The sequence below is a fragment of the Anaeromyxobacter oryzae genome, assembly GCF_023169945.1.
In the GTDB taxonomy this organism is placed as follows: Bacteria; Myxococcota; Myxococcia; order Myxococcales; family Anaeromyxobacteraceae; genus Anaeromyxobacter; species Anaeromyxobacter oryzae.
Window position 1 is genome coordinate 5,080,896 of the sequence record NZ_AP025591.1, and the last position, 19,363, is coordinate 5,100,258.

Consider the following 19,363-nt stretch of genomic DNA (forward strand, 5'->3'; position numbering starts at 1 on the left):
GGGTGCCATGGACGCGGCGGCGAGGCCGAAGAAGAGGCTCGGGGCGGTGGCGCGCATCTTCGGGCTGCGCGACTTCGGCGTGCTCGTCGCGGCGGTGCTCATCGCGGCGTTCTTCTCCGTCATCACCCCGACCTTCCTCACCTCGTACAACCTCTTCAACATCCTGCGGCAGACGGCGGAGCTGGGCATCATCGCGATGGCGATGACCATGCTCATCGTCGCCGGCGAGTTCGACCTGTCCGTGGGCGGCATCTACGCGGTGGCCGGCGTCGTCACGGGCGTCCTCGCCGGCCGGCACGACGTGAACATCTGGTGGGCCGCGCTCGCGGGGATGACCGCCGCGCTCCTGCTCGGGCTCCTCAACGCGGTCCTCATCGCGTCGACGCGCATCAACTCCTTCATCGCGACGCTCTCGACGATGATGGTCTACCGCGGCGTCGCGATGGTGCTCTCGGAGGGCCAGCCGATCTCGTTCCGGCTCGATTTCTTCATGGACCTGTTCGGCCGCGCCGAGCTCTTCGGCGTCCTCCCGGTGCCCGTGGTCTGGTTCGCGGCGTGGGGCGTGCTCTCGTACGTGCTGCTGCACCGGACGACCTTCGGCGTGCGCGTCTTCGCGACGGGCGACAACCGCGAGGCCGCCGAGCTCGCGGGCATCAAGACGACCCGGGTGAAGGCGACGGCGTTCCTCCTCACCGCGCTCGCGTCCGGGCTCGCCGCGCTCATCTCGCTCTCGTTCCTCCGCACCGTCACGCCGACCCAGGGGACCGGGCTCGAGCTGGAGGCCATCGCGGCGGCGGTCATCGGCGGCACCGCCATGTCCGGGGGCGTCGGGAGCATCCTCGGGACGTTCCTCGGCACGTTCATCATGGCCGAGGTGCGCACCGGGCTCGTGCTGCTCGGGACGGACGCCTACGTCCAGGACGCGTTCGTCGGGCTCGTGATCGCGCTCGCGGTGATCGTGAACGTGCGGCTCAGCACCCGGCGCCGCTGACGGCGCCGGCGCGGCGCCGCTTCACTTGTCCGGGTTCGGGAGCAGGAAGTCCCGGACCAGCGCGTCGAGGTCGGCGACGGCCCCGATGAACTGGCGCAGGGTGCGGCGCGTCGCGCCGAACGCGTCGAAGTCCGCCACGGCGATGCCGTCCTCGGAATAGGCGCGCCGGAACTCGGCGAACCTCTCCTCGAGCGTGCTCACGATCCGCGGCTCGACCGGCGCGTCGATGCGGGAGACGGGCCGGATGCCGCTCGCGTCGAGCCGCTTCTGCCAGGCGTGCGGGGGCGAGATCACGACGTCGCCGCCGACGAGCTCGCTCCAGTGCATGTGGTTGCGGAAGGCGGCGGACAGGAGGCGGATGCGATAGCCGCGCTCGCGGAACAGCCGGTACGCCTTCTTGAACACCGCCACGCCGGCCCACTCGAGGACGCCGGGGTCGACGGTGATGCCCTGCCTCTCCGCCACGACCTTGAGCCAGTCGTCGAGGCGGCCCACCATGATCGTGCAGACCGGGCCCATCCCCTCGATCGGCTTCCCCTCGGCCTCGCGCCGGCGGAGCCCGCGCTCGACCGCCTCGGCGACGGCCAGGCACTGCGGCAGCGTGAAGCTCACCGTCGCGTTGATGCTGACGCCCCGGTACGTCGCCTCCTCGACGGCGGGGATGCCCGCGCGCGTCACCGGGATCTTCACGATCATGTTGGGCGCGAGCCGGCTGAAGTGCTCCGCCTGCGCAACGATCGCGGCGGTGTCGCGGAAGAACCGCGGGTCGGTCTGGATGGAGAGGCGCCCGTTCCGGCCCCGGTACGCCTCGAAGGCGGGCCGGAGGAGCCCGGCGCCGCGCACCGAGAGCTCCTCGACGAGCCGCCAGGCGATCTGGTCCTCGGTCGCGGTGGGCAGCTCCTCGACGAGCCGGGCGACGCGCGGCTTCCAGGTCGCCATCTCCTGCTTCAGCACGGTGAGGGCGATCACCGGGTTGCAGGTGGCGCCCACCGCGCCGTTCGCGATCGCGTCGGTGAGCTCGTCGAGCGACGCGGAGTCGTTCCAGAGGCACGTCGGCGTCGTCTGGGTCATCTCGTGGAGCGCACCGCGGTACTGCTGCGCGGACGCGGCGGGCGTGGCCATCGCGTTCCCTCCTCGCGCGGCGCAGGATGGCCCCCGCCGCGGCACGGCGAAGGTAGCAGCGGGTCCGGCCGGGCGCAATCTGATTTCCAGCGGCGCGCCTGGGGTGGAAATCAGTTTCCATTCGGGGCCGATCCGCCCGGGCGCCGCCGGGTTCGTGCGTCACGTCGGTGAAATGACACCTCCGGGGCGGGTCCTGCTACCTTGCGCCGCGGAGGCGGGATGACACGTCACGTCGGGATCGACCTCGGGGCCGAGACCATCAAGATCGTCGAGCTGGCGGTGGGGCCGGAAGGCACGCGGCTCGTGCGCCGCGCCCTCGTCCCCCACGGGAAGGCGCCCGGTCCACGGCTCGTCGAGGCGCTCGCCGCCTGGGACTGGGACGGCGTGGCGCGGGCCGCGGTGACCGGACGCCTCGGGCGGCAGGTCGCGCTCGAGCGCGTCCCGCAGAAGGGCGCGGTCGTGGAGGGCGTCCGGCTCCTGCTCGGTCCGGGCGCGGTCACCGTCGTCACGATCGGGAGCCGCGGCATCTCCGTCGTCGAGCTGCCCGAGGCCGGCGAGCCGTCGCGGCGCGAGAGCGCGCGTTGCGCCCAGGGCACCGGCAACTTCCTCCGCCAGCTCGTGGAGCGGTTCGGGCTCGGCGTCGAGGAGGCCGCCGCGCGCGCCGCGGCCGCACCCGACGCCGCGCCGCTGTCCGGCCGCTGCCCGGTGATCCTGAAGACGGACATGACCCACCTCGCCAACAAGGGCGAGCCGCAGGATCGGATCCTCGCCGGCCTCTTCGACGCCATCGCGGAGAGCGCCGAGGCGCTCGTGAAGCCGCGCCGATGCCCGCCGCGCGTCGTCCTCGCAGGAGGCGTCGCGCGCGCCGAGCGCGTCCGCGACCACGTGCGCCGGTTCCTCGAGGCGCGTGGGATGACGCTCGTCGACCTCGATCCCGAGCTCGGCGTCCACCTCGACGCCGCCGGCTGCGCGGTGCACGCGGCGCGGCTCGACTCCTCCCCGCCGCCGCTCGATGCGCTCCTGCGGGCCGCCGACGAGGCGCGCGTCGACCGGCTGCCGCCGCTCCGCGGCGCGCTCGGGCGGGTCAGGCGGCTCTCCGCCGGCCCCGCGCTCGCCATCGAGCCCGGCGCCGGCGTCGTGCTCGGCCTCGACGTCGGCTCCACCGGGTCGAAGGCGGTCGCCCTCGACCTCGCACGCGGCGCGCCGGTCTGGGAGGGCTACCTCCGGACCCGCGGCGACCCGGTGGGCGCCGCCCAGGCGCTGGTCCGCGCGTTCCTCGACGGGCCGGCCGCCGCCGGCGCGCTCCGCGGGTTCGGGGCGACCGGCAGCGGGCGCGAGATCGTCGGCTCGCTCCTCGCCACCTGCTACGGCGCGGACGCGGTCTTCGTGCTGAACGAGATCGCCGCGCACGCGCGCGGCGCGCTGCACCACGACCCGCGCGTCGACACGATCTTCGAGATCGGCGGGCAGGACGCGAAGTACATCCGGCTCGACCACGGCCGCGTCGTGGACGCCGCCATGAACGAGGCGTGCAGCGCGGGGACCGGCTCGTTCATCGAGGAGCAGGGCCGCCGCTTCGAGGGCGTGGACGACGTGGCCCGCCTCGGCGAGATCGCCCTCGGCGCGGAGGCCAGCGCCTCGCTCGGCCAGCACTGCTCGATCTTCATGGCGGAGGTCATCGACGAGGCGATCGCCGCGGGCGTGCCGCACGACGGGATCGTCGCCGGCCTCTACGAGTCGGTGATCGCCAACTACCTGAACCGGGTGAAGGGGAGCCGGTCGGTCGGCGAGGTCGTCTTCTGCCAGGGGATGCCGTTCAGCGCCGACGCGCTCGCCGCCGCCGTCGCCCGCCAGACCGGGGCGGAGGTGGTGGTGCCGCCGAGCCCCGGGACCGTCGGCGCGCTCGGGATCGCGCTGCTCGCCGCCGACGCGGCGGAGGTCGCGGCGCGGCCGGCCCTCGACCCGCAGCGGTTCCTCGCCGCCCACGTCGAGCGGAAGGACACGTTCGTCTGCGGCTCGGCGGCGGGCTGCGGCGGCGCCGGCAACAAGTGCCGCATCGACCGGCTCACGACGGTGGTCGAGGGGGCGGCCCAGCGGTTCACCTGGGGCGGCGGCTGCGCGCTCCACGACAAGGGCACCCGCCGCGCGAAGCTGCCCGAGGGTACGCCCGATCCGTTCCGCGCCCGCGCCGCGCTCACGGCCGCGCTCGTCGAGCGGCTCGCCGCGAACGGGCGGAACGGCGAGCGCGTCGCGCTCGTCGACGCGTTCCAGCTCCGGGGGATGCTGCCGTTCTTCGCCACCTTCGTGGACGCGCTCGGCCACCGCGTGGAGGTGAGGGACGGCGGAGGGCGCGCGGCGCTGAAGCGCGGCGCCGAGGGCGCGAACGTGCCGTTCTGCGCCCCGATGCAGCAGTTCCACGGCGCGGTCGCGGCGCTCGCCGAGAGCGACGCCGACCGGCTCCTCGTCCCGCTCGTGCGCGAGGTCCCGCGCGTCGGCGATGAGCGCGCCTCCCAGCTCTGCCCGGTCGTGCAGGGCAGCCCGGACGTGCTCCGGTGGGACCTCGGCGCGGCGCGCGACCGGCTCGTCGCGCCGGTGTTCGACGTCGGCGCGGGCGCCCTCGACTCGCCGGGGCTCCTCGAGTCCTGCCGCCGGCTCGCCACGGACCTCGGCGTCCGGGGCGGGCGCTGGCGGGACGCGTGGGCCGAGGCGCGCGCCGCCCAGCTCGAGTTCGACGCGCGGCTCCTCGACGCCGGCCGCGAGGCCCTCGCCCGCTGCGAGGCGGACGGCCTCCTCCCGGTCGTCGTGCTCGGGCGCACGTACACCATCCACGACGAGGTGCTGAACTCGAACGTACCGGCCATCCTCCGCGAGCAGGGCGCCGTCGCGATCCCCGTCGACGCGTACCCCGTCGATCCCGCCGCGCCGCTCTTCCCGAACATGTACTGGGGGCATGGGCAGCGGATCCTCCGCGCTGCGTGGCAGATCCGGCGCACGCCCGGGCCGTACGCGCTCTTCGCCTCGAACTACTCCTGCGGGCCGGACAGCTTCACGCTCCACCTGTTCGCCGCGCTCATGGAGGGGAAGCCGTTCGCTGTCATCGAGACCGACGGTCACGCCGGCGACGCCGGCACGAAGACCCGCGTGGAGGCCTTCCTGCACTGCGCCCGGGAGCACCGCGCCGGCGGGCGGGACCGCGCGCCGCGCCCGGAGCGCCGCCTCACGGTCCGGAGCCGCTCCCTCCGCGAGCTCGTCGCGTCGGGGGACCGGATCCTGGTCCCGTCCCTGGGGCCGGCGGCGGAGGTCGTGGCGGAGGCGCTGCGCGGCACCGGCGCGAACGCCGAGGCGCTGCCCGACCCGGGCCCGGCCGCCCTCGCGATCGGCCGGCGGCACACCTCCGGGAAGGAGTGCCTCCCGATGATCCTCACGCTCGGGAGCCTGCTCGAGCGCGTGGAGCGGCCCGGCGCCGGCACCGAGCGGTTCGCGTTCCTCATGCCCGGCACCGACGGGCCGTGCCGCTTCGGCACGTACAAGGAGGTCCACCAGCTGGTCCTCGATCGCCTCGGCCACGGCGATCGCGTCTCGATCTGGTCGCCGCCGTTCGGCGACTACTTCCAGGGCGTCCAGCCCGGGTTCGGCGCGCTCGTCCTCGCCGGCGTCGCCGCGACGGACCTGCTCCGCGACGCGCTCCACGACGTGCGGCCGCGCGAGGTCCGGCCGGGCGTCGCCGACGCGATCTGGGCCCGGCACCACGCGCGCCTGCTCGCCCTCGTCCGGCGCGAGGGCCGCGGAGACCTCTCCGTCGCGCGCGTGCTGCGCGAGGTCGGGGCGGGGCGCGTCTGGGGCGTCCCCGCGCTCCTCGCCGAGGCGGCCGCGGATCTCGCGGCGGCTTCCACCGGCGAGGACCTGCCGCTCGTGCAGGTCGTCGGCGAGATCTACGTACGGAACGTCCCGATCGCGAACGGCCACGCCGTCGACGCTCTCGCCCGGCGCGGGATCCGCGCGCGCATCTCCCCCGTCACGGAGTTCCTGCAGTACTCCGACTGGCTCGGCGTGCGCGGCCGGCGGCGCACGCTCGCGGGCCGGCTCGACGCCTGGGTCCGGCGGCGCATCGAGCGATCGTGCGAGGCGCCCGTCGCCGCGGCGATGGGCTGGGAGACCGCGCCGTACGTCCGCGACGTCGTGCGCTCCGCGCGCGACTACCTCCGCGACGCGGTGGAGGGCGAGGCGGTGCTCACGCTCGGCGCCTCGCTGCACGCGTGGCGCCGGCGGCAGGTGGACGCGGTGCTGTCGGTCGGTCCGCTCGAGTGCATGCCGAACAAGCTCGCGGAGACGCAGCTCGTCCACGCCGGCGAGGCCGAGGGGCTGCTCTCGCTCACGCTCTCGCTGAACGGTGATCCCGTCGACCCGGAGTCGCTCGAGGCGTTCGCGTTCGAGGTGCACGCGCGGGCGCGCCACCGCCGCGCCGGCCGCTCCCGCCTCCCGCCGCCCCCGCACGCGGTGGACGCGGACGGGCCGGGCGCGGAGCCGGACGAGGTGCTGTCGTAAGCGATCTTCCCCGCTCGGCCTGGCTGAAGCCCCACTGGGCTGACGATTCATCACGTGTCTCCGCGAGGCCTGGCGCGCCGGCGATCGTGATCGCGGGAGCCGCCGTGGCTGGTGGTTGAGCGGGGAAGGGGCTGAGAAGACGGGGACGGCGGGGGCGGAGCCGCGTGGACGGGGCGTCGCAGCGTGGATCGGCCCACAAGAAGCCTGCGTTGCGGCGCCGGGCGTTCGGAGCTGAGCAAGCTCGAGCCGCGGGCCGCGGGCCGCGAGCGGGGAACAGCTCCGCGGGGACCGGGTCGATTCGAACATGCGACGTCACCACCGAGAACTGGGAGACCGTGCTGCCCCGGTTCTTCGGGCTCTCCCGGCGAGAGGCGATGGAGGTCCTCGCGGAGCTCCAGCCGCACCCCGCGCCTCCGACCCGGACCATCGTCTGTCCGGTGCGGACCTCCGAGTTCGCCGCCGGCCCCGCCTACACGACTCCGACTCTCCCGCTCGAAGCCGGGCCGGCGGGGAACCGAACGTCCGGTTCGTCAGGCGAACTCACTAAGCGTGAAGTAAATGCTTCTGCCCCCACGCCGAGGCCCGCCGAGGTCGTTCCTCTCGCCGCGGACCTGCGCCGGTTCCACTCACCGTCCCGCTCCATCACGGCCCGCTTCACGTGCGCCGGGATGTGGTCGCACTATCTATCCATCCAGTCGTCCCCGAACACCCTCCGCGCCGAGATGATGTTGTGCGACCTGCAGTGACCGCCGCTCACGCCGGATCCACCGGCCGCAGGACGGTCTCGACCAGCGCGTCGCGGTGGGCGAGCGCCTCCGCCGCGACCTCGTACGGCGCCACCACCTCGGCGCCGAGCATCACCTCGAGCGGCCGCCCGACCTCGCTCCGCCACGTCCCGCCACGGTCCACGAGCGACGCGCCGAGGAGCGCGCCGAGGGCGCGCCCGACGATCTGCTCCACGTACGCGCCGCGCTCGTCGGCGGGGACGCCGGCGAGATCGGGCTCCAGCACGAGCGCCGCCGCCTCGTCGTGCGACCGGGCGAGCGTCGCCGCGAGCGCACGCAGGGCGGCGTCGGGTGTCGCGGCGCCGCCGTACGCGCGCGAGATCCGTGCTGCGTGCCGGCGGCTCTCCTCGACGAGCCGCGGCCCGAAGACGCGGACCGCGACGTCGGGCCACGTGACCGGCTCGAGGTGCTCGCCCGGCGCCGCGCGCGCCGTGAGCGTGGCCGTCAGCTCGCGCTCGAGCCGCTCCGCGTTCGCGAGCAGGCTCCGCGCGGGGCGATCGTCGACGGGCGCGGTCGCCGCGCCGAGCGCGCGGAGGGCGGTGACCCGCTCCGCAAGAGAAGGATGGCTGTCGTACGGATCGGTCTGGCCGCCGGCGAGGGCGGCCTCGACGCGCGCGACGCGCCCCTGCGCCGCCAGCTCCTCCTCGTACGCGCGGAACCCGTCGTAGAGGTTGTACGGGCGGTGCCCGCACTCGAGGAGCGGCTGCACCTCCTCGGCGAGGAACGACCCGAAGAGCACTCCCGATCGGCTCGCGCGCTCGAGCGCGGCGATCTGCGCGGCGGCTCCCGCGACGGCGGCGCCGCAGCGGTCCGCGGCGAGCTCCTGCTGCCGGGACAGCCCCTGCGTGACCCGCAGGTACAGCACGAAGTAGAGCCGGAAGGGCGCGGAGATCCAGGTCCGGTCGAGCGACTCCACCACGCGGGCGATCGCCGCCCGCGTCCGGTACGCCAGGCCGCCGAGCCGGGTATCGCCGCCGGCGTGGTGACCGAGCTCGTGCGCGAGCGTCCCCTCGAGCTGCGACACCGTCTGCACCGCGAGCAGCCCGAGGCCGACCCCGACGACCCGGCGCGCGCCGAAGCCGAGGAACCCGCCGACCTCCGCGACGTAGGCGTTGACGTCGGGGACGAGGTAGACGTGTCGCGGCATCGACGTCCCGAGCCGCGCGGCCACGCGCCGGATGAGCGCGAGGAGCTCCGGCTGATCGGCCGGGAGCACCTCGGGGCCGGGCGGCTCGAAGCGCGGTGCCCGGACCAGGAACGTGCCGCGCACGACGAACGCGGCGAGCGCGGCGAGCAGGAAGTCGCCGGGGACGAGGCCGGCGCCGCCGCGCCAGCGCGAGACCGGGATCCAGAGGAGCGCCGCCGCGACCGCGAGCGCGGCCAGGTAGAACCCGGCGAGCAGGGCGAGCGCGAGGAGCGCGCGGGCGGCGAGGGACGGGGCGCGAGGCACGACCACCTCCGCAGGATGGTAGCCGCCCGCTCCGCGCGCGGCCACCCGCCTCGCGCGGTCCGCGCGAAGGGCGCCGAGGACCGCTCGCGCGCCCGCGAAGGCGGGCGCGAGCGGTCACGGGCCCCCGCGCTGGGGTGGGGCTGTCGATGGGAAAGCGTCCGCTACGCGGACCGCTCGGCTTCGCCGGCGGGGTGGCACGCCCGCGCGCGAAGCGCGCCGCGGGGGACCGCTCGCGCGCCCGCGAAGGCGGGCGCGAGCGGTCACGGGCCCCCGCGAGCAGGGGTGGGGCCCCGACGGCTCTGCCGGCGGGGCGGGGCGGCACGCCCCGCATAAAAGAGAGGCGGCCCTCGCGAGCCGCCTCCACGGAGCTTCGCTTCACCATCCGCGGCGGTCTCCGGGGAGCCAGGAGGCCCGTGTTCCCGTCGCCGCCCACGAGCAGCGGAGCGAAACTCCGCCTGCGACGCCCGCCTTCCACCCCCGCGCAGCTTCGCGTCGGTGGGCGGTGTGGGTGCCGCGACAGAAACGTGGGCAGGCCGCGACCCGGCTGCAAGGGCACTCGCGACGACCGCGTGGGGAGGCGCACGGCCGGGCGGGCCGCTGCGGCGCGGCATCGATCGGCCGCGCTGTGTCGTCTCTGACGCCGCTCAATCCGTGCACCGCGCGCGCTCTGCTACCGTGCGCGTGCGATGCTCACGCGCCGCCTCGCGCTCGCCCTCGCGGTCGCCCTGCTCGCGCGGCCCCGCACTGCCGCCGCGCAGTTCGACGGCACGCAGGCGCTCGACACCTACGGCGGGCCCACCATCACGAACGGGCGGGTGGTCGGGCTCGCCGGCGCGTACGCCGGCGTCGCCGAGGGCCTCGCCGGCGTCCCGTCGAACCCGGCCGCGGTCGCGCACCGCCGCCGTCACCTCGACCGGCCCTGGGATCTGGACGGCGTGCTCACGTGGTACCTGCCGCCGCCCGGCGACGTCGCGGGTCAGGACCTCGACAACGACGGTCGCCTCGACGGCGGGCTCGCGGCGCGGTCGAGCGCGGAGCTGGGCGGCGGTCTCCAGGCCGGTCGCCTCGGCGCCGGGATCCTCGCCCGCGGCTGGAGCACGACGGCGGTCCACGCGGACGGGCGGCGCGTCCAGCTCGACACCGCCGACACCTGGGTCGCCCTCGGCTGGTCTGGATGGCAGGACTCGCTCGTCCTCGGCGCCGCCGCGACCACCGGCCGCGGCACGCTCACCGCGCTCGCCGCGACCGGCGTCGTGGACGCGCGGCTGCGCTACTCCTGCGAGCGCCTCCGGCTCGGCGCGCTCTGGCGTCCGCGCGGCCTCCCCTTCCGCCTCGGGCTCGCCTACGATCCCGGCGCGCGCGCCCGGCCCGACACCGACCGGGCGGCGTTCCCCGTCCGGACCCCCGCCGCGCTCGTGTACCCGTGGAGCGTCTCCGCCGGCGCGTCCGCCTGGCTGGGTGCGAACGCGCGCCGCTACAACGAGCCGCCGCCGATCGCGCTCGCCGTCCACCCGGAGTGGGGCGAGGGCCCGGACTGGGAGCCCGCCGCTCGACGCCCGGTCCTCGTGACGGCGCAGGTGGACGTGATCGGGCCGGTCGCGAACGCGGTCGGACTCGAGAGCACGCTCGTCGACGGCGCCCCCGCGCTCGCGTCCGGCCGGCGACCGAGCCTGGCGCTCCGCGCCGGCGCCGAGTGGGAGATCCTGCCGGACTGGATCCGCGTCCGCGGCGGGAGCTACGTCGAGCCGTCGCGGACCGGGGCCGCGCCCCGCTGGCACGGGACGTTCGGCGTCGAGCAACGGATCCCGTGCTGGCCGTGGGACGTCCAGCTCGCGCTCGGCGGGGACGTGGCGTCGCGCTACCGCAACGTCGCGCTGTCGCTCGGGTGGTGGAGCGATCTCGGACCGGTGCGCGCCGGCGCCGACCTCACGGGAGGAGCTCGATGACCCTGGCGCTCCGCACGGGCGCGTCCTCGATCTCCACGGTCGTCGGCACGACGTGGACGGCGCGGACCGTGAACCCGTTCCCGGGCGCGTACGCGCGCCCGGCATCGCCCGCCAGCACCCGGACGCCGCGCGCCGCGAGCGTCCTGAACCAGGCGATCGCGCGCGCCGCGAGGACGCGCTCGTAGAAGACGTCGCCGGCGAGGAGCACGTCCACCCCATCGAGCCGATCGTCGATCGGATCGCCGGCGCGGAAGGGGAGCGCGATCCCGTTCAGCGCCGCGTTCAGCCCCACGGCCGCCGCGCAGAACGGGTCGAGATCGCAGGCGACCACCTCGGCCGCGCCCGCCCGCGCCGCGGCGAGCGCCACGAGCCCGCTCCCGGTGGCGAAGTCGAAGACGCGGCGCCCCGCGACGAGCGCGGGTGCGTCGAGGATCGTCCGCGCGAGCGCCTGGCCGCCGGCCCACGGGAACGCCCAGTAGGGCGAGTCGTCCCAGCCGGCGAGCTCCGCCGCCGTGGCATGCCAGAGCGGGGTCAGCTCCGTCGCCTGGTAGAGACGCAGCTCCGGCACGAGCGGCACCGGCGCCGGCGCGGTCCGCGCCCGCACGAACGCGGCGAGCTCCTCGGCGGTGCGGGGGTGAGCGGACACGGGAGCCACCTTCCGCTCCGGACCGGGCGCGGTCAAGCGGGCGCTAGACGCGCACCCGCTACACGTCCGCCGAGCGCAGCACCGACCGGAGCCGGTCGAGCAGCTCGGTCCGGATCGCCGCGGCCGCCTCGAGCCGCTCGCGGGCCCCGGCGCGGAGCCGGCGCTTCTCCTCGCCGTCGGGCTCGCTGCGCGAGGCCCAGTACCGCCCGTGCGCGTCCGACCACGCGTCGGCGAGGGCGCGGGCCCGGGCGCCGGTGTCGGCGTCGAGGAGGCACTCCGCCGAGGCCGTCGCGCGCATCAGCTTCGGGAAGAGCGCCGCGAGCGTGCGCGCGGTCCGCGCCTCGTGGGCGAGGAACGACCGCCGCCGCTCGTCGCGGGTCGCGTCCTCGTCGAGCGCGAGGTCGTGGTACGGCAGCACGAGATCCCCGAGCGCCTGCTCGAAGGCGGCCGCCTCGCCCCAGAGGCGCACCGCGGCCTCGACACGGCGTCCGTGCAGCGCGCCGAGCACGATGCCGCGCGCGTCGAGGCGGGCCGTGAGCGCCTGGAGCCGGCGCTGAGTGACGTAGCTCCAGATCGCGGAGAAGAGCCCCCCGGCCGCGGCGAGCGCGACGCCGGGCACGACGAGACCGTGAAGCTCGAGATCGCTCACCCCGGGCGAACCTCCCCGGCGCCCTCGCGGCGCCGCGGACGAGAGCGTAGCAGGGCGGGCGGACGCCGGGGCCGACTAAGGAGCCTTCGGCGGCTCCGCCGGCGCGGGTTTGCCCTGGGGCGCGGACTTCCTCGAGCGCATCTTCGCCCGCAGCCCCTCGCACGGATCCTCGCGCTCGGCACCGGGCGTGAACACGACGAAGTCGAACGGCAGCGCGCCGTGCTCGTCGTCCTCCGCGTACTCGGCGGGCGCGCGGTGATCGGGGGTGACCTCCCGGAACGCGAGCGACACGACGGGACCGCCCTCGCCCGCGAGGTACGCGGGGACGCCGCGATCGAGCCGCGCGTGCTGGGAGCCGCACACGAGCACCGCCCCGCCCGGAGCGCCGGCCGCGAGCACCGACTCGGCCATCTGCGCGTCGCGGGCGCGCTGGCCGAGGATCATCGGATCCATCTGCGTCTCCGGCAGCTCCCCGCAGTGCGCCTCCTCCATCTCCTTCCGGAGCGCCTCGCGCTCCGCCGGCGAGGGCGGCCCGAGCTTCGCGATCCGCGCGGCGACGGCGGGTGGCAGCGCCTTCTCGCCGTCCATCACCACCCGGCGGACGTCCTTGCGCGGCAGGTTCGCACCGATGACCCGCAGCTTGGCGTCGACCGCGGCGACGAACACGGGCCGGTACATCTCGAACTCCGGCCAGCCGCTCCTGTCCCACTGGACCGCGGCCGCGAGGGCGTCGGCGGTCGGTTGCGGCACGGCGAGCGCCGCGTCGATCGTGGGCTGCTGCTCGACCGAGAGCATCTCGAAGGCGACGGCGGGCGTGCGGCCCGCGCCATCGAGGGCGCGCACGAGCCGCGCCTGGAGGACGTGGTGATCGGCGTTGTCGTGGGTCTCGCCGAGCAGGACGGTGCGCGCGCCGGCGAGCGCCGCCACGAGCGTGGCCTCGTCCACGAACCGCTGACCGCGGACGTCCCAGATCTTCCCCGCGAGCGGGTGATCCTGGTGGAGCGGGCTCAGCCAGCCGCGCCCGGGGGCGAGCGGCTGGGACACGAGCATCGCCCGCGAGGGGGCGCAGGCGGCGACGAGCGCGGCGAGGAGCAGGGCGGTCGGGGGGGCGCGGCGCGGCATGACTTCCAGATACGGCGCCGCGCGGCGCCAGTCGAGTCCCGCGCGCTACTTCTTGTTCGCGGGCGCCTGCGCCGGCGCCGGAGAAGGGGCGTGCGCCTCCATCTCCCGCAGGCCGTCCCGCGCCTGCGTCGCCTGCGGGCTGTTCGGGGCCGTGTCGATGACCTTCTGCCACGCCACCCGTGCCTTCGCCGCGTCGTGCAGGTCGTTCAGGTACACGACGCCCTCGTTGAAGAGGCTCTGGGTGTGCGTCGGATCGGCCTTGTTCGCCTTCTCGAAGTTCTCGATCGCGCGGTCGTACTGGCCGAGCGCGCGATACATGACGCCCTGATCCGTGAGGACGTTCGGATCGTTCGGCTTGAGCTCGAGCGCGCGCCCGTAGGCCTCGACCGACTTCTGGGGCTGCTCGCTGTCGAAGTAGGCGTTGCCGAGCGTGACCCACGCGTCGTGGTTCTTCGGGTCCTTCGCCACGACCTGCTGCAGCATCGGGATCTGCTGGAGCGCCTGGAGCTTGTTCGGGCTGGCGGGCGCGGCACCCTGCGGCGGCATGCCGCCCATCGGGGGGAAGGCAGGCGCCTCCGCGATCGGCGTGGGGCCACGATCCATCTCCGCGCTCTTCGCGCCGGCCTTGTAGCCGATCGCGGCGCCGACGATGAGGCCGGCCACGAGGCCGAGCAGCGTATAGCGGTTCACGTCGAGACCTCCCGTTGGGGACCGCGAGAAAAAAGCACGTCTCGGCGCGCGGCGCCAGCGGTTCGTCACCGCGCCGCGGGGGGCCCCGAAGCGGCCGGGCGGACGCCCGCGAGGACGGCGAAGTGGTGCCACTTGAAGACGCAGTCGACGGCGGTGAAGCCGAGCTCCCGGAGCCACCCGAGCTGCAGCGCGAGCGGCGCGAGGACGTCGACCTTCGTGCGCTCGAGGGCGGCGTCCAGGTCCGCCGGCGCGATGCCGGTGGCGCGGACGGCGGCGATCCAGAGCGCCCGGTCGCGGGCGGCGGCCGCCGGATCCTCCGCGAGGACGTTGTCCGCGTTCACCAGGAGGCCGCCGGGGCGGAGCGCGGCGAGCGCGCGCGCGTACACCGCGCGCTTCTCCGGATCCGGGAGGTGGTGGATCGAGAGCGCCGACACGATCGCGTCCCACGGCCCCTCGAGCGGCGCGCGCACGTAGTCGCCGGCGCGGATCGCGACCCGCCCCGGCGCCGCGGCGTCGAACCGGGCGCGCGCGCGGGCGAGCATCTCGCCCGAGAAGTCGAGCAGGGTCGCCGTCGCGGCCGGGACCCGCCGGAGGATCTCGGCCGAGAGGAGCCCCGTCCCGGCGCCGAGGTCGAGGACGCGCGAGGGGCGGTCCGGAGGGAGGTGCGCTGCGACGAGGTCGGCCGCCGTGCCGTAGAAGCCGTCGAAGCAGGGGATGAGCCGCCGGCGGAGGGCGTCGTAGCCGTCCGCCGCGGCGTCGAAGACCTGCTTCACGTCGGGCATGGAGAGATCCTACCCGGGAACGGGGGCGAGGTCGGCGTCGAGGTGGAGGGCGGGGTCGAGGTCGGGGGGCCCCGGTCGCGCGGTCGCGCTCCCACCCGGGCCAGGCGCGTTCCGCGGCCTCCACTATCGTTCCCCCGGACCACGCCAGGAGGACCCGATGCGCTTCACGGATCGAAACGTGCTCGTCGCCGGCGGCACCGGCGCGCTCGGCCAGGCGATCTCGCTCGCGTTCCTCGCGGAGGGCGCCCGCGTGACCGTCGCGGGGCGGCGCGCCAGCGAGGCCGACGGCCTCGCCCGCGCCGCGGGAAACGCGCGGGACCACCTCGTCTTCGTCTCGGCCGACGTGGCGGACCCGGCGCAGGCGGCCCACGCCGTCGCGGAGGCCGCGCGGGGCGGCTCGCTCGACGCCGTCGTCAACGCGGTCGGCGCCTGGGCGGGTGGCTCGCCGGTGTACGAGGAGGCGCCCGAGACCCTCGCCCGGATGATCGCGGCGAACCTCGCGCCCGGGCACGCGCTGCTCCGGGCCGCGCTGCCGCCGATGATCCGCCAGGGCGGCGGCGTCATCGTCGAGGTCGCGTCGCTCGCGGCGGTCGGCGCGCAGCCCGGGCAGGCCTCGTACGCCGCCTCCAAGGCAGCGGTGGTCGCGCTGTTCCTCGCCGCGGCGGACGAGGCGCGCGGCCGCGGCGTGCGGGTGAACGTGGTGCTGCCCGGGACGATGGACACGCCGGCGAACCGCGTGGCGATGCCGGACGCGGACCGGCGCGGCTGGGCACGGACCGAGGACGTGGCGGCGGCGATCCTGTTCCTCTGCTCCGACGCGGCGCGGGCGGTGACCGGGGCGGCGATCCCCATCCGCGGCGCGGGATGACGGCCGATGGAGGCGAGCGCGGTGCCGGTGCCGGCCGCGCGCGATCGGGTAGGAGCCCGTCACCGCACGCCGGGGCTGATCGCCCGCCCGTCCCCCCGGAACGGGTGCCGCGCCACGCCGCTTTGACGCCGGGCCCGCCGCCTCGCAGGAGAGGGGGATGGCGGAAGGCGAACAGGTCCTGCAGGAGCAGATCCGGCAGCTCGGCCGCATCCTCGGCGAGACCATCTCCGAGCTGAGCGGGCCGGGCGCGCTCGAGCTCGTCGAGCGCGTCCGGCAGTCCGCCGTCGCCCTGCGCCAGGGGCGGCTGCCGGGCGGGCGCGACGCGTTCGCCGGCGCGATCCGCGAGCGCTCGGTCCCGGAGCTCGCGCTCCTCGCCGAGGCGTTCACCGACTTCTTCCACCTCATCAACTCCGCGGAGGAGCAGCACCGGGCCCGCGCGATCCGGGCGCGCGACCGGCTCGACGCGCCCATCGAGGGCTCGGTGGCGGCGGCGTGCGAGGAGCTGCGCGGCGCCGGCGCGACCGCCGAGGACGTCCAGGCGCTGCTCGACCGGATGCTCGTGATGCCGGTGCTGACGGCGCACCCGACCGAGGCGCGACGCCGGACCGTCCTCGACCACCTCGCCGAGGTCGCGGCGGCGCTCGACCGCCTCGACGACCCGCGTGGCGGGGACCGCGGGCGCCGCGCGGCGGAGGAGCGCCTCCGGGAGGTGGTGACCGCGCTCGCCGCGACGCGCGCGTCACGCACCGCGCGCCCGACGCCGTACGACGAGGTGCGCGCCGGGCTGCTCGTGTTCGAGCGGACGTTGCTCGACGCGGTGCCCGCCGTGTACCGGTCGCTCGCCGACGCGCTCGCCGCCGCGTGGCCGGGCGTGTCGCTGCGGATCCCGCCGTTCCTCCGCTTCGGGACGTGGATCGGTGGCGACCGCGACGGCAACCCGTTCGTCACCGCCGACGTGACCCGGGCCGCGTTCGCCGGGCAGCGCGCCACGGCGCTCGCGCGCCACGCCGCGGACGCGCGGGCCCTCTGGCGCGAGCTGTCCGCCGCCGCGCCCGCGGGCGCGGCCGCGCTCGAGGAGCTCGAGGCGTCGATCGCGGCCGACCGGGAGCGGCTCGGGGAGCCGCCCTCGGACAACCGGTCGCTGCGGCCCGACGAGCGGTTCCGGGAGAAGCTCCGGTTCGTCGCGGCGCGCCTCGAGGCCTCGAGGGGCGCGGGCGAGGGCGGATATGCGGACGCGCGCGCGTACCAGGACGACCTGGAGCTGCTGCAGCGCGCCCTCTCCGCGAGCGGGCTCCAGCGCCTCGCACGCGGGCGGCTCGAGGACGTGCGCCGGCGCGCGGAGGTGTTCGGGTTCCACCTCGCCACCCTCGACGTCCGCCAGCACTCGGACGTCCACGCGCGCGCGGTGGACGCGATCCTCGCGCAGGGCGGGCTCGCCGGCTACGCGGCACTGCCCGAGGCGCGCCGGGTGGCCGTCCTGGGCGAGCTGCTGGCGCGCCCCTCGCTCCCGGCGCCGGATCGCGCGCGCCTCCCGCCGGAGGCGCGGGACGCGGTCGAGACACTCGTGGTCGTCGGGCGCGCGCGGCGGATCGCGGGGCCCGAGGCGTGCGAGCGGTACGTCGTCTCGTTCACGAGCACCGCGAGCGACCTCCTCGAGGTGCTGCTCCTCGCGCGCGCGGCGCGGCTCGCGCCGGACGAGCTGCGGCCGGTGCCGCTCCTCGAGCAGCTGGAGGACCTCGAGGCGGCCGGGGCGCTCGCCGAGCAGGTGCTCTCGATCCCGCCGCTCCGGGCCGCGCTCCGCGGCGAGCTCGAGGTGATGGTCGGCTACTCCGACTCCGGCAAGCAGGTCGGCTACGTCCCGAGCCGGGTCGCGCTGCACAAGGCGCAGCTCGCGCTCGCGCAGGTCGCGGAGTCGCAGGGCGTGACGCTCACGGTGTTCCACGGCCGCGGTGGCGCGGTGGGGCGCGGCGGCGGCCCGGCGAACCGCGCGATCCGCGCGCAGCCCCGGGCGGCGCTGCGCGGCCGGTTCCGCGTGACGGAGCAGGGCGAGACCATCGCAGCCCGCTACGGGCGGATGGACATCGCCCGGCGCGATCTCGAGCAGATGGTGAACGCGGTGCTGGTCGCGTCGTTCGGGGCGGGCGCGCCGGCCGCCGCGGACGCGGGGGACGAGCGGGAGCGACGGCTCGAGCGCGCCGCGGCCGCGGCGCTCGACGCCTACCGGGGCCTGGTCGCGGATCCCGACCGGCTCGCCCGGTACGCGCTCGCGGCGACGCCCATGGCGGAGGTCCCGGAGCTGCGGTTCGCGTCGCGCCCCGCCAGCCGGACGGGGAAGGTGACGCTCGAGGCCCTGCGCGCGATCCCCTGGGTCTTCTCGTGGAACCAGAGCCGGCACGGCCTCCCGGGCTGGTTCGGCCTCGGCACCGCCCTCGCGGCGCTGGTCGAGCAGGACGGGCTGCAGGCGGCGCAGGCGCTCTACCGCGAGTGGCCGCTCGTCCGTGCCCTGGTCGACGACGCGCGGCTCGCGCTCACGCAGGCCGACCTGGACGTCGCGGCGCAGTACGCCCGGCTCGCGGCGCCCGCGGACCGCGACGTCTTCGACCTCATCGCCGCGGAGCACCGGCGGACCGTGGAGCGGATCCTGGAGGTGACCGGCGATCCAGGGCTCATGACGCCGTGGCCCGCCGTGGCCCGGGCGGCCGCGCGCCGGAACCCGTACGTGGACGTGCTCTCGCACGTGCAGATCGAGCTGCTCGCGCGCCTCCAGCAGGAGGAGGGCGAGGCGCGCGAGCGGGTGCGGGAAGCGCTCCTGCTCACGGTGAACGGGATCGCGGCGGGGCTGCAGACGGTCGGGTGAGCCGGGCCGGCCGGTGCGGCCCGCCGGAGCTCGTCACCGCTCGAGGACCGCGGCGACCGCCCAGCGCGGCGCGAGCCGCGTGGACTCGATCATCGTCCGGAAGAGCGCGGCGTCGAACCGGTCACGGCCCGCCTCGTGCCCGAACTGGAACGTGTAGCCGTGGCCGGCGGCCGCCGTCGCCGCGGTGACGAGCACGGTCGGCTCGGTGCAGTCGGCGTCCGCGTCGTCCATCACGCCATCCGTCGCGAAGCAGCCGGGCGGCGGGGCCGCGACCACGCGGACGCGGTCGCCCGTGGGGGCGAGGCCGAGCTCCCAGGCACCGCTGCCGCCGCTGCAGCCGTCGCGGTCGAGCGCGACGACGAAGAAGGCGCCGTCGCCGTCCTGGAACTCGGCCGCGGAGAGCGCGCAGCCACAGGCGGGGTTGTCCGGCACCTCCGGACCGCACCGCGCGACGGCGATCCAGCCGGACGGCACGCGCACCGTCGCCCAGCCGAGATCGTGCTCGACCCAGACGAGCGCCGGGGGGCGCGGCGCGGGGGAGGGGGCAGCGTCCGGGGTCGGGCTACCCGCGGCGAGGAGAAGGGCTGCGACGAGCGAGAGGGCTGGCATGGGGGGTCTCCGTGTCCGCCCGGCCACCGGGGGCCGTGTCCCGCCGGCCGCGCCGCCCGGAGTTTCCGGGCGGTTGCGGGCGGCGAGGGGGTGTGAGTGCACGGCGCGAGCCGGACTGCCCTCGGCCACGTTCCGCGTGCCCGTACCCGTGCCCGTGAACGTACCCGGCCGCTCCGTGCCCGTGACCCGCGTCGCGTGGCCCGTGGACCCTGGCCCGCGTCCGGACCGGCGACGGCCCGCGGCCCCCCTCACCCCGGCCCTCTCCCCCCGCTGCGCTTCGCTTCGCGGGGGGAGAGGGAGG

At 76.2% G+C, this 19,363-nt stretch carries 13 protein-coding genes; 5 read left to right on the top strand and 8 right to left on the bottom strand.

Going from position 1 to position 19,363, the window contains the following annotated elements; translation table 11 throughout:
• Positions 1-7: 7 nt before the first annotated feature.
• Positions 8-991 carry an ABC transporter permease gene (locus AMOR_RS22135; protein ID WP_248354220.1) on the top strand — a complete coding sequence of 328 codons (984 nt, stop codon included), beginning with the start codon at positions 8-10 and terminating at the stop codon, positions 989-991.
• 21 nt (positions 992-1,012) lie between these two features.
• On the opposite strand, the gene AMOR_RS22140 is transcribed toward AMOR_RS22135, so the two are convergent.
• On the bottom strand, positions 1,013-2,113 hold the full coding sequence (locus AMOR_RS22140) for a transaldolase family protein (RefSeq protein ID WP_248354223.1): 1,101 nt from the start codon (positions 2,111-2,113) through the stop codon (positions 1,013-1,015).
• Positions 2,114-2,332: 219 nt separating this feature from the next.
• On the opposite strand from AMOR_RS22140, the gene AMOR_RS22145 reads away from it, so the two are divergent.
• A complete protein-coding gene (locus AMOR_RS22145) occupies positions 2,333-6,658 on the top strand; it encodes a BadF/BadG/BcrA/BcrD ATPase family protein (protein ID WP_248354225.1) in 4,326 nt (1,441 codons plus the stop codon).
• Between the two features lie 753 nt (positions 6,659-7,411).
• Here AMOR_RS22145 and AMOR_RS22150 read toward each other — a convergent pair.
• The gene (locus AMOR_RS22150; RefSeq protein ID WP_248354227.1) at positions 7,412-8,893 is read right to left on the bottom strand and encodes a M48 family metallopeptidase; all 1,482 of its coding nucleotides are present in this window, start codon (positions 8,891-8,893) and stop codon (positions 7,412-7,414) included.
• Between the two features lie 686 nt (positions 8,894-9,579).
• On the opposite strand from AMOR_RS22150, the gene AMOR_RS22155 reads away from it, so the two are divergent.
• On the top strand, positions 9,580-10,839 hold the full coding sequence (locus AMOR_RS22155; RefSeq protein WP_248354229.1) for a hypothetical protein: 1,260 nt from the start codon (positions 9,580-9,582) through the stop codon (positions 10,837-10,839).
• On the opposite strand, the gene AMOR_RS22160 is transcribed toward AMOR_RS22155, so the two are convergent.
• The 5 genes from AMOR_RS22160 to AMOR_RS22180 form a co-directional block, all read right to left on the bottom strand.
• On the bottom strand, positions 10,820-11,485 hold the full coding sequence (locus tag AMOR_RS22160; protein ID WP_248354231.1) for a class I SAM-dependent methyltransferase: 666 nt from the start codon (positions 11,483-11,485) through the stop codon (positions 10,820-10,822). The two genes, AMOR_RS22155 and AMOR_RS22160, sit on opposite strands and share 20 nt — an antisense overlap.
• 58 nt (positions 11,486-11,543) lie before the next feature.
• Positions 11,544-12,134, bottom strand: coding sequence for a hypothetical protein (locus tag AMOR_RS22165; RefSeq protein ID WP_248354233.1), 591 nt, complete (start codon positions 12,132-12,134; stop codon positions 11,544-11,546).
• Between the two features lie 75 nt (positions 12,135-12,209).
• The gene (locus tag AMOR_RS22170) at positions 12,210-13,256 is read right to left on the bottom strand and encodes a ChaN family lipoprotein (RefSeq protein ID WP_248354235.1); all 1,047 of its coding nucleotides are present in this window, start codon (positions 13,254-13,256) and stop codon (positions 12,210-12,212) included.
• A gap of 45 nt (positions 13,257-13,301) precedes the next feature.
• Positions 13,302-13,946 (bottom strand): tetratricopeptide repeat protein, encoded by a 645-nt coding sequence (locus tag AMOR_RS22175; RefSeq protein WP_248354237.1) that lies wholly within the window; start codon positions 13,944-13,946, stop codon positions 13,302-13,304.
• 65 nt (positions 13,947-14,011) lie between these two features.
• On the bottom strand, positions 14,012-14,728 hold the full coding sequence (locus tag AMOR_RS22180; protein WP_248354239.1) for a class I SAM-dependent methyltransferase: 717 nt from the start codon (positions 14,726-14,728) through the stop codon (positions 14,012-14,014).
• 157 nt (positions 14,729-14,885) lie between these two features.
• Here AMOR_RS22180 and AMOR_RS22185 point away from each other — a divergent pair, with 157 nt between their 5' ends.
• Positions 14,886-15,596, top strand: a complete 711-nt coding sequence (locus AMOR_RS22185) for an SDR family NAD(P)-dependent oxidoreductase (protein ID WP_248354241.1) — start codon at positions 14,886-14,888, stop codon at positions 15,594-15,596.
• 157 nt (positions 15,597-15,753) lie between these two features.
• Positions 15,754-18,453, top strand: coding sequence for a phosphoenolpyruvate carboxylase (locus AMOR_RS22190; protein WP_248354243.1), 2,700 nt, complete (start codon positions 15,754-15,756; stop codon positions 18,451-18,453).
• 33 nt (positions 18,454-18,486) lie between these two features.
• Here the strand turns inward: AMOR_RS22190 and AMOR_RS22195 are convergent, their stop codons facing one another.
• Positions 18,487-19,062, bottom strand: a complete 576-nt coding sequence (locus tag AMOR_RS22195) for a hypothetical protein (RefSeq protein WP_248354245.1) — start codon at positions 19,060-19,062, stop codon at positions 18,487-18,489.
• Positions 19,063-19,363 lie beyond the last annotated feature (301 nt).

Coding starts and splice junctions, on each gene's coding strand:
- AMOR_RS22155 (WP_248354229.1), top strand. CDS start 9,580: ATGCTCACGCGCCGCCTCGCGCTCGCCCTCGCGGTCGCCCTGCTCGCG.
- AMOR_RS22170 (WP_248354235.1), bottom strand. CDS start 13,256: ATGCCGCGCCGCGCCCCCCCGACCGCCCTGCTCCTCGCCGCGCTCGTC.
- AMOR_RS22180 (WP_248354239.1), bottom strand. CDS start 14,728: ATGCCCGACGTGAAGCAGGTCTTCGACGCCGCGGCGGACGGCTACGAC.
- AMOR_RS22190 (WP_248354243.1), top strand. CDS start 15,754: ATGGCGGAAGGCGAACAGGTCCTGCAGGAGCAGATCCGGCAGCTCGGC.
- AMOR_RS22135 (WP_248354220.1), top strand. CDS start 8: ATGGACGCGGCGGCGAGGCCGAAGAAGAGGCTCGGGGCGGTGGCGCGC.
- AMOR_RS22185 (WP_248354241.1), top strand. CDS start 14,886: ATGCGCTTCACGGATCGAAACGTGCTCGTCGCCGGCGGCACCGGCGCG.
- AMOR_RS22140 (WP_248354223.1), bottom strand. CDS start 2,113: ATGGCCACGCCCGCCGCGTCCGCGCAGCAGTACCGCGGTGCGCTCCAC.
- AMOR_RS22195 (WP_248354245.1), bottom strand. CDS start 19,062: ATGCCAGCCCTCTCGCTCGTCGCAGCCCTTCTCCTCGCCGCGGGTAGC.
- AMOR_RS22145 (WP_248354225.1), top strand. CDS start 2,333: ATGACACGTCACGTCGGGATCGACCTCGGGGCCGAGACCATCAAGATC.